Source organism: Bacillus sp. P14.5, assembly GCF_003316765.1.
Lineage (GTDB): Bacteria > Bacillota > Bacilli > Bacillales > Bacillaceae_B > Rossellomorea.
In genome coordinates this window covers 18254-32774 of the sequence record NZ_NIJF01000029.1, presented here as the reverse complement: position 1 = coordinate 32774, position 14521 = coordinate 18254, and the positions used below count along the sequence as shown (strand labels likewise).

The window sequence follows — 14521 nt, the reverse complement described above, 5'->3', positions numbered from 1 at the left end:
TGTGGGCCCGTCACTCCTTGTGGACCTGTCACCCCTGGTGGTCCTGTGACTCCTTGCAGGCCAGTTGCTCCTTGTGGTCCCGTCACTCCTTGTGGACCTGTCACCCCTGGTGGTCCTGTCACTCCTTGCAGGCCAGTTGCTCCTTGCAGGCCGGTTGCTCCCTGGGGACCTGTTGCTCCTTGTGGACCCGTCACTCCTTGTGGACCTGTTACTCCTTGTGGACCTGCTGGACCTGTTGGACCCGTGGGACCTGGTGGACTTATATCAGAACCGAACAGTTCATCCGAAACTAATCTTTGAGCTGGAAGTTCACGGCCAGCTGCATCTTTACCCCATACAGAGATTTGGGTCTCCTCTTCACCCGGTCCTCCAGTTGTAAACAAGAATTCATATGCATCGAAATTCGCGAAATAATTTTTTGTTATTACTTGGTTTGGTCCAACAGCGAATAACTCATGGACATATAGAAATCTTGTTCCAGTCAACCTGTAACCGGAAATGGCTACTGAAGAAGAATTTACAGGGTCTTGATTGACTATTTTAATTGTCACTTGCTGAATAGGTCTTACACCATTCACTAGACTATTTTCTATTGGGCCAGTTGTTAAAAACATAACTTATGAACCCTCCTTCCAATATTTTTTCTTCTTAAAGAAGGAACTGTTTTTCATTAAGTTTTAGAATCTACACACTTAAATTAAGAAACAATTCTTCTATATCCTATGAAAAATTCAAGTTATGGCTTGGACAGATAAAATCATTTCAGAAAAGAAGGCTGAAAATACTCAAAGAAACTTGGGAAGATTTAAGAAGGGAAACATATTCATATTTTTATAGGATCAAAGCCTACCCAAAAGACCGCCTTCATCGCTGAGTTGGCGGTCTTTTGTTTGGCAATTGATAAAATTGAATGAAGCAGATTTCCGTAAATGTTTTTACTTCACTGCATCAAATTTGTTAGAACTTAAGCCTGCAGCCTATCACGGTTTACTAGCCAATAGCATTCTTTATACTAGTTGAAGCGGGAAAGAGCAGTGAAATTTTACCGACTCTTTATGTTGTCGCAGAGCATTGGGCAGAAACAGCTACTACCTAAAGCATCGGGAGAAGTACTGGGGGGTCATCTCATGTTTTGGGAGTATAATGATAAGTTTAATGAGATAGTTGAAGAATTTTTGGAAGCGGATAAATCATAGCCATCTCCCTCTTCTTCAGTCGTTCTGCCACAACAAACAATAGTTACAGACAGCCTTCGATCATTAAGAAGGCTGTCTTTCCTTTTGAAGCTTGTAGAAAATAATGATTGGCTGAGGACCAGGGAATGGAATTATTGTTATTATTTGTATAAACTTCTTTTATACCGTTTAAGTCAAGCGACTTAAAGGTATTAATCTCTTAGATACTGGATAGATATACTCAGGACCAAAGGGCGATTAATTGGTTAAGAAATGACTATATAAAAAAAAGCTTTTTGACTATTACATAAACCTTTTTCTGTATCTTATTATATTGCCAAGAATCATTACAGGATGATTCTAACTCTTTATCTCCTGTTTCCATAAGAGAATGATCTTTTATATAAATCCGCAGAAAGGACGAAAGCAATGTTTGTTATCTCAGCAATATTACTTATTTTTACCCTCCCCGGCCTATGGGTCATTTGGACTGCCGCCGATGTCACTAGTGGCAAACGGGAGAAAATAGAATGGAAGAAGCCTTTGATCCTCCTATTCATCTTGCTCGGGATCAGCGCACTATTAAGTTTATATTTTTACAACTCCTATCACCTTCCTTTCTGGCCTACTCTTTTTGAACATGTGGTGGGGCTTATTATAACGGGAGTCTTCCTCCTTATTTTGTCTATCATCAATATCGTGGTAAGCATCACCTACAAAGATGCACCAAAGTCCTTTCATAACCCCAAGGCTCTGTGGATCTTTATCGGAGTGCTGTGCATGATTTTTCTATTATTATTTTTATGGATCATTCCTTTTGCCCAAAAGACATCCTATGTAAACAAGATTCAAGTTGCGATGAATGCACTGGAAGAAGAGGAAAAAAACAAGGAAGAAATGACCGTTCTTTTCATGAGCTCTGAACAAGAGTGTGTCAGACGCAGAACAAACAGCTGTGCTGGTGAGGAATACGAAAATACCTTCTTCGTCAAAAACAATTTGGATGAGGAAAAAGAGGTACAGGTGCGGATAAGGGCGCTGGACTCTGATAAGAATGAATTAAAAATAGTAGAGTCCGAGATCATGACCCTTGACGCAGGTGAATTGAGGTTAGTTGAAACAGAGGAAACATCGGATAATTCGAGTGTTTGGAGCAGATCCTCTTTTCAGACAGAGTATCGAACTCATTTCTATCAGTCTATATTCAGGTTTCGGGATGTGGAGTGAATCTTAATGAATTATTTGCGACTCCCTATATATAAATACGGTTGCTGATAGAAAAAGAACAGCTCTGTTAGTTTGTTTTCCATACCTTACAACCCGTTTTTATTTAAGGATTGAGGCAGCAGAAGCTTAAATGCTGCCCCCAGAATGGTCAGGAAGGTTACAGTAAGGATAATGACAAACCATATTTTTGTTGAAACACGCATAAACAAGCCATCTTCACTGACCTCTGCTGTATACAAGTCAAACACACTCAATGTTTGGGTTGTTAAAAGCGCATAACCTGTTACCAGTACAAACATCAACATCATTAAAGCTGCGCATGCTGTTAGAGAAGTAAGAAATGATTTAATAACGATTTTTTTCACTAATGTCATCTCCTTAGGGTTTATTGTTGCTTCTTAACAAGAGTCTTGGTAACCCACTCGAAGGCAGTTATAGTTACAGATTCGCTTTATATTACTTAATTCCTTCAAACATTCTCATGTTTCCGCCGATTTAACGGTTATCAAGACAGTTTTAGTTTGGTTGTTGTTTTCCTGAAAATTATAAGAGCCGAATTCCATCCTACCAAAGAAGTCCTTAAACATTTATATGTTTCAGCGGAAGTTTATTCTTCAAATCAAGATTAATTAAGAAAATTCCTCTGTTTAATAACGCCAAGCTTCTTTAGTTTAGTGTTTCGCCCCCAAGAATACTCTCATTCTATTCATCTCCTCAAAGATTACTGGGTGAAGAGGCTCCTTTTGCTAAGGACAAAAAAACCTCCTATGATAGGAGGATTAGAGCTGCACAGTACAAGGACTAGTACATTTAATAAACGGCAGCTTGCAGTCTTTTTTAATGGCTGTATTCACCTACATTGTTGCTTTCGGAAAAATCCCAAGAGCCTGATTTTCCCCCGTATACTAAGGTTTTCTTTCAAATCTGAGAGAGCAGGTCTTTTCTTTTCCTGTTTACGAAGTTATCCGGTGAATTATGGTTATTTTTTGAAATTAGTCTGAAATAGCAACAAAGTTTACGAAAAGAGCCTTTTTAATACACGCTAAATTTATCTTCAATCGGTGTCCTCGGCCTTGGTTCAGGCGCCTCTTCAAAATATCCCATATGAAGAAAAGCCACAATTTTTTCACCAGGCTGAACACCTAAGTGCTCTCGTGCTTTAGGATCATAATTATGAGGATTCGTTTTCCAAACAACTCCGAGCTCCTGTTCCCAGGCAAGCAGCTGGAAGTTTTGGATCATGCAGCTCACTGCTCCATAATCTTCATCCCATTGCTTTTGCCTTGGATCTTCTTTCATAATAACAATCAGGAATGCTGACGGCTGGCTGAAATAGTTTCTTCTGTTCTCTTGCATCCCTGCTGGGTACCATTGGACAGCCTCCTCTACAAACTCTTGTTTCCGTTCTGTCGGGATAAAAATAAACCGCCATGGCTCTCTTAAGCCGTGATTCGGCGCCCATACAGCATCACTTAATATCTCTCTGATAACCTCATCAGTAACTGGTTTATCAGTATAGCCCGTTTTTATTGACCGGCGCTCGCGAATCGCTTTGGCTAAGGGTGATTTTACTTTTTCCATCCCTCATGTCCTCCTTTAATCTCTAATACTCAATATGGTTGCTTACAGAAAAAACCTCACCGAGGAAGTGTGGAAGGTAACTATATCCGATACTTCATTATTTGATTTTCCAATAGAATGGCCTATGAAATGTACTGGATGATGCTATCTGCCGCTGCCAAGAGCTCTCTATAATTTTTAAAATCCAGCCACTCCTCTGTCAACTCGTAAAATTTGCCTTCATCAGAATTTTCAAGCGCTTCATCTATACGAAATTTCAGGTAATTCACCCGAAGTTCGATGTCTATCTCTGAAATAAACAAGCCCCGTATGTAATATTGATTTAAATCCTCAACTGCTATATAAAAACTTGAATCGTTCACTTCAATTAAAACATACCAGCCATTGACCATGTTATATGTACGTTCATGCTGAATATTGATGATATCTCCCTGACGAACCTTTATCCAATCCAAATGTTCCTTATCCGGACAGAAACAAACAACCTCATGCAGGAATGATTGAACTGCAATATAATGATTCCCCATCTATTTCCTCCATCTTAAAGTAGTACTCTATCGATTCACCTATTACGAATTGATTCTTCATTAAATGGTACCTGTTCCAAACAATTCTTTGTACCACAGCAGGGACAGTGCTCACCATCAATGCCGTATTCACCTTCATCCAGCTCTTGTGTATAGACATAAAAGCACCACTGGCACATTATAAATTCGATTTGTCCTCGCCTGCCTTTCCATCCTCTTTCCTATTAATTGGTTTTCTTTCAAAACGTTTCTTATTGCCTCTGTAAAAGAAGCAATAAGAAAACGTCACTTGGAACCTGATAAAAGAGGGGGTATCAAGTTCTGAACATAAGGGACAAATGAGAATTGTTATCATTTGTGCTTTTATTATATATGATAATGATTCTCATTGTCAACTAAGCTTTAAAAGACTTTTTCTTAAAAAGTGACATGAAAAGTGAGACGGAATTCTTTCATTATTTTACATTATTTCCCTTGCTCAGAAGAAACCCCTCAATTGGTTAAAAGCGTACTGTGATTAAATTCAACAAAAACCTTTGGACAGTAGCTGTCCAAAGGTTTAATATACTGGTGAAAGTCAGCCTTACAGGATAATGTGGTGAATTCGCCTTGTGATCCTAAACAGGGGAATCTTTCACTGATACTGACTAAATAAGTGTTTAAGTTAAGGCGGCCCCTATCTTCCAGTTCCGGGACTGGGATATGATCATACGCCTAATGACTCTTTGAGCATATTCTTGATCTTTTTAGCAGCCTTCACTTTTGTTTCCAGACATGGTGAGATTGCGGTTTCGTAATGGCCGTTCTCAATGGTTGTCCGTATTTCCTCTATTGTATTACAGTCCCGGTCCAGGATATTCACAATGCTTCCCAGTTGGAGCGGATAGTGTGAATCACTTCCCCCAACTACAGGGATATTCAGCTCATTCCCAAGCTTACGGACTCTGAATTCCACTTCCCGCCCTTCATAATGAAGATCCTTTCCATTCAAGTCGAAGAAATCGAGCTGACTTAACAAGCCATGATCTATATGATGAAGCGGGGTTGAATTTCTAAAAGGATGTGCGCCAATCTTAATCACATTATAAGACTGAGCAATTGACAATAAATCAGCAAACGGGATGAAATTGTCTTCATGTCTATGCGCAGCCAGCCTTTCACTAATTTGCAAGATATCATTACGGCTGCCGATTAACAAAATATGTCCTGTTTCTTTAATGTCAACTTCCAATCCTGGAAATATTTTAAATCCATCGATATCGTAATATTCTTCTTTATATTTGAAATGCTCGTCCAGAGTTTCATAAATATCCGAGAACCGCAATGTATTGAAATGCTCAGTCATTGTGAAAGCGTCAAGACCGCTCAGCTTGGCTTCTTCCACCATTCCCAGTAAAAACTCTAAATCGAACTCGCTTTTTTTCGATAACTTTCCATGCGTATGAAAATCAATAATCATAATTGATGTACCTCTCTTTCCATTGGGAAGGCATTCCCAAAATAAATAATTCCAATAACTAAGATGATTGTAAATGTGAAAAAGTATATATCCCGCGGCTTTACCTTCAAATAGGAAAGCTTTAGTTTTCTGACATCATCATGATTTAAGGAATAGGTGAATCCTTTAACCTCCAATGCCTCGACCGTTGTCCGTGTCCGTTTTGCTGTATTAAGCATCATTGGATAGAAGGCGAATACAGCCGTTTTGCAATAATAAACGATAGTATGGTAGTGGAGAAATCCTTTATTTTCTGGTGCTTTCCCCCTTAAGCGGAATGAATTAAAGATATTATTGTATTCCTCCACTAAAATTGGGAGCATCCGATATCCATAGGAGATCCCGAAGCATAATTGGCTGGGCAGCCGAAAGCTCATAAGCGCATCACTGAATTTTTCAGGATCCATACTGGTAAAAACGACAATGCTGGCCAGTGAGATAATTGTAAGCTTTAACGTGAAGGTCAATAGCGCCATCGCTGCAGATAAATGTCCACCAAACATGACCGACACAAATATAATGTAGCCCGCTTCGGTAACCAGGCCGAACACAAGGAAGAAAATAATCAGCGGACTCACCTTTGAGATGGTCAGCAGCACGACCATATAGAGTAATAAGCCTAATAGAATAGTATTATTCCAAAACAGCCACGGAAGGATGGCAAATACCATATACCAAATGATCGCGACCCGTGGATCCAGCTTTCCCATCAGCGTGTCATTGTTTCCATAAGCTGTCCGCATCAATTCTATTTTTATATTTTCAACGGTAATTTTACTTAATAATTCTTTAATAGGCTTCAAGTTTCTCTTCACCACTTTCTACAACCAGGCATGAAAGCATCTCTTCAACACTCAATGGAATGGGGCTCATTCCCAGCTCATGTCCCAGCTTGATAATCTGGGGGGCCTGTATAGAGGCGTTCTCCAAAAGATCCGAGTCACTGAATATTTCCCGGCAGGTCCCGTCCTTTATGATTCTTCCTTGATCCATCACAATGACCCGGTTTGCCCATTCTGCAACAAGCTGCATGTCATGTGTGGCCACGACGACCGTCTTAACAGTATCTTTCAGCTGGTCCAGCATCTTCAGCATTTCTTTACGGCTGGAGATGTCTAAACTGCTGGTGGGTTCATCAAGCAAAATGACTTCAGGCAGCATCCCCAGTCCTATCGCCATTGAGGCACGGCGCTGCTGGCCGCCGCTCAATAACCGGCCATCTCTATCTTTAATCTTCTCCAGATGGAAGCGTTCCACCAAGTTCTGGACAAATGCTTCCCGGCCGAAGATATCTCTCACTTCCTGAAAATAACCAATGTCCTTGACTATACTATCCTCTATGAACATTTCTTCAGGATTTTGATAGATGTACGTTACTTTTTCTGCTAATGCTTCAGGGGATGTTTCCGTCACATCCTCTCCCCCTATTTCCACTTTGCCCTGCCTCAACTTGATGATTCCTGTAATGATTTTTAATAATGTTGACTTCCCTGCTCCATTACTGCCCACAATAGCTACCCGATCACCTTCATAGAATGATAGGTCCAGCCCGTTAAATACATATTTAAGTTCTCGTTTCAGCGTTTTATATCCATGCGTGACATCTGATAGGGAAACAACCGGCTTCCTCACTGCAGTCTCCACTTCGTCATTGCTGTTCATTTCATCGAGACGATGTTGTTCAATAGTAAGCGGCTGGCTGTTGAGATACTCCACTCCCTGTGAGACCGTGACCGGAAGCAAGTGGCTGTTTTGATTGAGGCGGTGCACCACTTGTGTCACTTGAGGAGGGAATATGTCCTTTTCAGTCAATTGTCCGACTTTGCTTAAAGCTACCTTTACAGGCAAGTTCCATAGAGCCTTCCCTTTATCCATCATGATGACATTCTTGCAATAGTCTCCAATGAATTCTGTGTGATGCTCAATGACAATGATCGTTTTTCCGTACACCTCGTTTAGTATTTTCAACTTTTCATAAATTTTCGCGGCATTGACCGGGTCCAATTGGGCAACGGGCTCATCAATGATAATGACTTCCGGATCGACTGAAAGCACACTTGCTAAAGCTGTCAGATGCTTCTGGCCCCCGCTTAGCTGCCAGATGAATTCGTTTTTAATATGCGTCAGATCCAGCATCTCCAAGGCACGCTGTCCACGCTCTTTAAAATCCTTCATGCCAAAACTCAATGGAGAAAAGGTAACTTCATCATATACGGTCGGACGGACCAGTTGATTTTCAAAGTCTTGATAAACATAGGCAATCTTCTTAGATAACTCTGCTACAGAATGATCTCTGGTATCTAGACCATCGACCATCACTTCACCGCCGATTTCACCAACATAAAAGTGGGGAATCAGTCCGTTGAAGGCTTTGCACAAGGTGGTTTTCCCACTGCCATTGCTTCCAATGACAGCGGTGAAATCACCTTTCTTTATCTCCAGATTTACACCATTTAATATAGTTTCCTTCCCGCCTGGGTACTTAAAGAAAAGGTCTCTAATAGAGATTAATGTATCCATTCCAGAAGTTAAGCTCCTTTTTTGTGTTCAATCCGATTTTGTTTTTTCACCATCTTGGTTATACCAAGGATTGCGACCAGCAATACAATGACAGCGGCTGATACACCAATCCATAAGAATTGCATACCAAATTGATCAATAAAATCCGGTTCCCATACAGCAAAGTTCACATCAAGTGTGGCCAAAAATTCACTTATCATGGCAACGAAGGCGAAGAAGACAGCTAAAATGATAAACTTTACATTGATAACTTCATTAGATGATTTAAAGGTTTGCGGGTTGCGGGGTTCAAAGCCCATTAGCGGCTCTATCTTTCCGTAAAGCTTGGGCACAAGCCACAATGCCGGGATTAAACCAAACAACACACCAGATATCAGCATTTCAGTCGTGAAGCTTATTCCCTCCAAGACAAGGATACTTTCCGCAATGCCTGGTACAGCTTCTAATTCTTCTATTCCGAACCAAACTTTTCCTATATCAACAATTGTACTTAGCATTTGGTCAATCCCGACACCAATCAAAGCGCCAAGTGCCAGCTGCTTTCTGTTCGTCGGATCTTTGACAAGCAGTCCAGCTACGTACATTCCCAAACCAAATTCAATGAATCCTTCAAGTTCTCCAATTCCCCCGAAGTCACCCATTAATAAATCCGCAAATATAATTTCCCCAAGCGGAGCTCCCAGGGCTGCATGGAGCGGACTAAATAGGAATACCATGGTCAAAGGTACGAAAGCAAAATATGAAACGGATAATTCCACAGGGCCGATGACAATTTCAGGAGTAATTTCGGTGATAATGTTTGCTATCCCGAAAAGTGACATAGATAAGATAAATACCATTAACTTCTGTGACTGGCTCAGCTGCTGACTTCGTAAATTGTTCAATTTAATCCCTCCTAATATCTAAGTTCAACTTCATTGTAAGGACAGATTATTAACTTAATATAAAAGCATCATTGATATCATGTAAAAAAAGTTGAGTATTTCTAAAATATGAAAGTTTTTTTCATAAGAGGAGGAAAAACCGCTATAATCTTAGGGAAGCCTTACAATTGAAGTTACTAAAAAAGGAGTGAAGATGTGGAATTTTTTGATGTTAAAAACACTAAGATGTCTTATAACCAGAAAAAGATTGCTGATTTCATCTTACGAAACACCAAAGAAGTTCCCTACCTTACCGAACAGGATATTGCCAATGAATTGGCCATTAGTATAGCGACTGTTTCGCGATTTTGGAAGACAGTCGGTTATCAAAATTTCAAAAGCTTTAAACTTCATCTAAAGGAACGATTGGATGTATCGCCCGCAAATAAAATGAAGCACATTATCAATAAAGTGAACCATAATAACCTTGTGTGGGAAATGATAGATAAAAATATTAATCATTTAATCGAAACGGGAAACCAATTGGCAAAAGATGAATTTAAGCATGCAGTGGCGGCTATCCATGAGGCAGAGAAGGTATATGTCCACGCCCCGGGGCCAGCAGAGGGATTAGGCAGATTGTTTCAGTTTCGGATGGAACGGTTTGGTTTGGACGTAAGAGTAATGGCAAAGAGCGGGCATGAATTGTTTGAGCAGCTCGTTCACTTAACAGAAAAAGATGTTGTACTGCTATTAGGCTTTGTGAATAGCTCATCAGAAGCAAAAGTGATTTTCGATTATAAAAACAAAACTAATTCCACAACCATCTTAATTACGGACAGACTTGTCTCGGATCTCAATACCGAGGCAGAATACGCTTTTTATGCAAGCAGGGGAGAAATGTGGGAGTTCCACTCAATGGTTGCGCCTACAGTAATCCTTGAATGCTTGATTGTCGGAGTGGGTGTACTGCGTGAAGATACTGTACTAAACAGACTTCAAAAGCTAAACAGCCTTCGCAAGGAGTACGCGCAATACCTGCCAAAGTAACAGACTTAAATGATTATCCGCTGTGAAATTTTCATAAAATAGGCTTCTCAAGAATCAGGTCGATTGAGAAGCCTTTTACGTGGACAATTTCCCTTACCGGGCTCTTCTTCATACCTCAAATGGCTGTTACTGATCCAGGGCAAATCAGATGTGATTGGCATCTTACTGTCTGAAAAGAATTGTGGGAGGAAAGTCTATTCCGTAGTAATCTGGCTGTGCGCAGTTCAGAATTGCGGTAAAGGAAAGATACCACTTGATTCACTTCTTATTAATACTATTTATACCTGCACTCGGTGGTCGACGTCTTATTTTATGGGTTCCATAAAGTTTACCTATCCATAAAAAAAGCTGCCCTTCCCTCAGGAAGAACAGCCTTTCTTATGTTAATAACGGCTCATGCCGGCACTCATTTCCACAAAAGTGGTCCCTTTGGAGGTCTGCTTATAATTCACAAAGATTGGAGTGGTCTGAATTTGTTCTTCCGACTCAATATAGTTCAAGATCTCCCAGAACTTCTCCTGTGAAGAAATTTCTACTTCCTCCAGAGCTCTCGTCATGACCATATCCTTGACGAAGAAATAACTCCGGAAGTTAACCTTTTCCTCTTCCGGCAGCTCAACCCGGCCTTCTTCGACCACAAAGAAAATTTCCGCAATCATCAGCTCATCAAAGGGATTGCTCATTATCGCAAAAAACATATCACCGGTAGTATGGTATCCATGCTTTGTCAGCAGCGCTTCAAAGTCCTCAAAGGCCAGGTTAATTTCCTCTGGAAGGAACCGGTACAGTTTGGAAGCTGTATTTCTATAGGAAATCGCATGCTGATCATACACCATGGGAATCACCTGAACCTGTTACAGGGACATAGAGATCAAGAATGATATCATCATAGACTTCCAATAGCACACAATAGAATGTATCCTCCACATCTACTCCGTTTTCGGACGAATAGTTTTTAATACTAGCATAAGCTTGGTTGAAATCCTGATATTGATCTGCCTGCCTGAGAAGAAGTGCATCCGGTACATCAACCTTTTCCTGATATTGAATATCTGAATCACCCGCCATTTCAACCTCTTCATTGATTGGCAGATAGTATGTAAACTCACCCGTATCCCCTGTATCATGGGATTTGAAAGTGAAAAAGACAGGTCCATTCTTATAGACTCTCTGCTCCAGCTCAAGCTCTTCAAGAACCGCAAAGCCTTCCTGCCAATCCTCTTTCTTTCCTTCCATGGAATACGTCATTAAGTGGTCAAAATATAATGAAGCTCTTCTGATTTCCAACCCTATCCCTTCCTTTCCAATCCAACTTTTTTAGGCGGTTTTACTCTTCTTTGATATATGTTAAAATCATCAAATCTGAATTTACAGTAAAGAATCACCAGCTGCTCTGGCAGGACGAAAATCATTCCATAGAAGATTAAAATAGGGAGGACGATCAATGTAACGGATTCTAATGATTCCATTTGGAAGTTTCTAATAAAATACTGAATAACAAACACACAACCGAGCCCGCCAACAACGGCAATCGGTAAATAGGATTTAGCCTCAAACCGCTCCCTGATTTGCCCTCGTGTTGATCCTTCCTGATACTCTCCTTTTTTTAGCAGCCTTAAAAAACGAAAGATTGTAACTCCCAGTAATAAAACGGCTGTAACAATAATAATTACAGTAAAAGTTACTAAAGATTCTGCTGTAGCCAATTCTCCTTGTCCAATGGTAAACAAGGCCCATAATAGACCCGGAACAGTAAAAAGCATGTGAGACACCAGAATTGACACTAAATATTGCAGTTTCTCAAATCTTTTATAAATAGCAGGGATTCCGAACAGCAGGCATAATATGCTGGTGCAAATGGTTGCTGCAAAATGAATTTCCTTAATTGTTTCTGTACCAGGATACTTTGTGTATGAAGAGGCAATAGAATACGTTATATAATAAATCAGCCATTGAAGAAGGATAGAGGCAATCAGATTCCCACCGAAAGAATTAGGACTTTGCCTCCCTGAAATAATTGGTGCTTTTAATACTTCAAAATAATGCTCAGGTAATTTATTCAGCATAAATATTTACCTACTTTCTTTTAGTGAAACCAGCCTTTGATTTTATCCATTACAGATTTGCCGGTCTTTTTGTCTTTTTTATTCAGCAATGTATTTGCAGCAATTCCTGCAGCCACTCCAATTGCAGTTCCAACCCCTGGAATAGGAATGAAAACCGTACCTGCTGCAGTGAAGGCTGCTTGTACGCCCCCTCCTACTGCTGTATCAATGGCTGTATCAACAGCTGCCCTTCCTGCCGCCTCTTTTCCTGCCAGCCCATCTTCCACAGCAGTATTATAGTTACTATAATAGGTTAACCCGGCACCTATAGGACCCAGGCTTTTGGTTGCCCCTTTAAATGCACCGCTCTTGGCAATGCTTTTGATATCCACAGTATCTTTAAGGGATTTGCCGGCACCTCTAAGGAGGGCTCCCCCGACTGTTTTTGCTTTCTCATAAAGACTGGCTTGATCATTCCAGTACTTTAATGCAGGAACCTTATCTAAGGCTTTCTCACCAACTGCAGACCATCCGCTTTGCCCCGGCTTTTTGGAAGCATACTTCAGGATAGTTGTGTTTTTAGCTGCTTTCTCGTAATGCTCCGGTTTAAGATTCCTTCCATTCTTGGGAACTCCGTGCATTAAATCCTTAAATGCCCGTCTGTCTGGTTCCACTCCTAACGCTTTAAGTGCATTCCCAGTTGCGTTTATTCGATAACCATACGTTTTTTTCCGGGGATCATAGGTCTTAGTAACTGTCATACCGTTATTTTTGGCGGCCATATACATCCTGAAACTTGAGATTCCCTCCCGAATTCCAGTGTTAGATTTCTTCATATAACCTACCGTATTTTTTGCAGCATACATATACGGAGTGATAGAATGAGCGTCCTTCGCAGACTCATTTCCTTCGCCGGAGGATACCTCTACTAAATTGGCTTCCTTGCCTGTAATCCTCGCTAAATTAGGGTCCGTTGAGGTATATTCCTCCCAGGATCCCGAGGGAAAATCCACCCCAGTCAAATTCTCCTTGACCAGTCCTTCCAACTCGAAAATCCACTTTTCCAGTGCGTTCAAATCGGCTTCAACGCTTTCAAGGACAGAGCTTTGCTGTGCATCGAATTCGTTCAGCTTCATGACTGAATCGTCTTTATGACTTCTAGCTGTTCTGGACTCATGAATAAATTGGCTATCATTCAAGCGCGGCAGGGTTACAATATCCGCTACTTTCCCCAAAATCCCATTTGTTTCATCCACAAGGCTGATTGTATGGTTAGTGACGGTAGTCAGAGCATGGTCCAGCTCGCCTTCGAGGTAACTGACCCTGATGTAGCCATTAGCATCGGGCTCCAGGTCGATCAGCGCAGAGCTGATTTTTTGAAGGGTATTCGTATAGTGTTGAATAAATTTTCCAAGGAATTCAAGAAAAGGGGCGTGGCAATTTGCATAAAAGGAACGGATGGCACTGCCGCCGTTTCCTTTCAGTACATCCTCCATGGCAGAAAAGCTCTCGACTGTTTCCAGCAAGTTCTGCAGGTTCTGTTCCAGACGGCTCAGGCTGCTGAGTCTTTCGGAGATTCCTTCATGAAATAGATTCATATCAGCTATTTTCATTTTCCTCATCTCTCACCTTCTGTTAATTTTGCAAGTAAGCTACTTGGTCTGAATACCTCTTGCCACACGCTGGTCGGAATCCTGCATGAAGGCAACGGACCTGCTTGTGGTATCCAAATTCTGATTCAACAGGTTTTGGTAGGATGCCAGAACTTGCTCCAGCTTGAGATTCAGCAGGTTAAGGCGGTCCACTGAGTCTAGAACGTTTCCAGCTATGGATGGTCCCGCTTCCGCAGGCATATTATGAAGAGAAGATTTAATTTTACTGATTCCACTTTCAACTTCCGCATAATTCACTTTAATTTCGGCAGCCATGTCTTCCTCCTTATGTTTAAGTAAGATTCCAGGTTATCCCTTTTAATTATCTTAAAATAAACACTTCATTTATATAGTAAAATGGTAGTAATTACCTTCATTTAGAC

15 protein-coding genes and 1 pseudogene are annotated in these 14521 nt (G+C 40.8%); 2 read left to right on the top strand and 14 right to left on the bottom strand.

The window, feature by feature from the left end; genetic code table 11:
* Window positions 1-614: pseudogene (locus tag B9Z54_RS26070) on the bottom strand (collagen-like triple helix repeat-containing protein); the annotation flags it as partial.
* Between the two features lie 990 nt (window positions 615-1604).
* On the opposite strand from B9Z54_RS26070, the gene B9Z54_RS03655 reads away from it, so the two are divergent.
* The gene (locus B9Z54_RS03655) at window positions 1605-2402 is read left to right on the top strand and encodes a hypothetical protein (RefSeq protein WP_113927157.1); all 798 of its coding nucleotides are present in this window, start codon (window positions 1605-1607) and stop codon (window positions 2400-2402) included.
* Window positions 2403-2488: 86 nt separating this feature from the next.
* Here B9Z54_RS03655 and B9Z54_RS03650 read toward each other — a convergent pair whose 3' ends face one another.
* From B9Z54_RS03650 to B9Z54_RS03620, 8 genes are all read right to left on the bottom strand, one after another.
* Window positions 2489-2767, bottom strand: coding sequence for a hypothetical protein (locus B9Z54_RS03650; protein WP_113927156.1), 279 nt, complete (start codon window positions 2765-2767; stop codon window positions 2489-2491).
* A 667-nt stretch (window positions 2768-3434) separates the two neighbouring features.
* Window positions 3435-3983 (bottom strand): nitroreductase family protein, encoded by a 549-nt coding sequence (locus B9Z54_RS03645; protein ID WP_113927155.1) that lies wholly within the window; start codon window positions 3981-3983, stop codon window positions 3435-3437.
* Between the two features lie 122 nt (window positions 3984-4105).
* Window positions 4106-4510 carry an IDEAL domain-containing protein gene (locus B9Z54_RS03640; protein ID WP_113927154.1) on the bottom strand — a complete coding sequence of 135 codons (405 nt, stop codon included), beginning with the start codon at window positions 4508-4510 and terminating at the stop codon, window positions 4106-4108.
* Window positions 4470-4670 (bottom strand): hypothetical protein, encoded by a 201-nt coding sequence (locus tag B9Z54_RS24660; protein WP_162785079.1) that lies wholly within the window; start codon window positions 4668-4670, stop codon window positions 4470-4472. Before B9Z54_RS24660 ends, B9Z54_RS03640 begins: the two co-directional genes overlap by 41 nt.
* 546 nt (window positions 4671-5216) lie before the next feature.
* Window positions 5217-5969 (bottom strand): PHP-associated domain-containing protein, encoded by a 753-nt coding sequence (locus B9Z54_RS03635; RefSeq protein WP_113927153.1) that lies wholly within the window; start codon window positions 5967-5969, stop codon window positions 5217-5219.
* On the bottom strand, window positions 5966-6811 hold the full coding sequence (locus B9Z54_RS03630) for an energy-coupling factor transporter transmembrane component T family protein (RefSeq protein WP_240189787.1): 846 nt from the start codon (window positions 6809-6811) through the stop codon (window positions 5966-5968). Before B9Z54_RS03630 ends, B9Z54_RS03635 begins: the two co-directional genes overlap by 4 nt.
* The gene (locus B9Z54_RS03625) at window positions 6798-8528 is read right to left on the bottom strand and encodes an ABC transporter ATP-binding protein (protein ID WP_113927152.1); all 1731 of its coding nucleotides are present in this window, start codon (window positions 8526-8528) and stop codon (window positions 6798-6800) included. Before B9Z54_RS03625 ends, B9Z54_RS03630 begins: the two co-directional genes overlap by 14 nt.
* 8 nt (window positions 8529-8536) lie before the next feature.
* A complete protein-coding gene (locus tag B9Z54_RS03620) occupies window positions 8537-9412 on the bottom strand; it encodes a DUF8171 family membrane protein (RefSeq protein WP_113927151.1) in 876 nt (291 codons plus the stop codon).
* A gap of 195 nt (window positions 9413-9607) precedes the next feature.
* On the opposite strand from B9Z54_RS03620, the gene B9Z54_RS03615 reads away from it, so the two are divergent.
* Window positions 9608-10441, top strand: a complete 834-nt coding sequence (locus B9Z54_RS03615) for a MurR/RpiR family transcriptional regulator (RefSeq protein WP_113927150.1) — start codon at window positions 9608-9610, stop codon at window positions 10439-10441.
* A 383-nt stretch (window positions 10442-10824) separates the two neighbouring features.
* On the opposite strand, the gene B9Z54_RS03610 is transcribed toward B9Z54_RS03615, so the two are convergent.
* The 5 genes from B9Z54_RS03610 to B9Z54_RS03590 are packed head-to-tail and all read right to left on the bottom strand — an operon-like array spanning window position 10825 to window position 14414.
* A complete protein-coding gene (locus B9Z54_RS03610) occupies window positions 10825-11274 on the bottom strand; it encodes a DUF5085 family protein (protein WP_240189786.1) in 450 nt (149 codons plus the stop codon).
* Window positions 11267-11728 carry a DUF5085 family protein gene (locus B9Z54_RS03605; RefSeq protein WP_113927148.1) on the bottom strand — a complete coding sequence of 154 codons (462 nt, stop codon included), beginning with the start codon at window positions 11726-11728 and terminating at the stop codon, window positions 11267-11269. Before B9Z54_RS03605 ends, B9Z54_RS03610 begins: the two co-directional genes overlap by 8 nt.
* Window positions 11729-11730: 2 nt before the next feature.
* A complete protein-coding gene (locus B9Z54_RS03600; protein ID WP_113927147.1) occupies window positions 11731-12507 on the bottom strand; it encodes an ABC transporter ATPase in 777 nt (258 codons plus the stop codon).
* A 20-nt stretch (window positions 12508-12527) separates the two neighbouring features.
* Window positions 12528-14108, bottom strand: a complete 1581-nt coding sequence (locus B9Z54_RS03595) for an LXG domain-containing protein (protein WP_113927146.1) — start codon at window positions 14106-14108, stop codon at window positions 12528-12530.
* Between the two features lie 30 nt (window positions 14109-14138).
* On the bottom strand, window positions 14139-14414 hold the full coding sequence (locus tag B9Z54_RS03590; protein WP_113927145.1) for a YwqI/YxiC family protein: 276 nt from the start codon (window positions 14412-14414) through the stop codon (window positions 14139-14141).
* Window positions 14415-14521 lie beyond the last annotated feature (107 nt).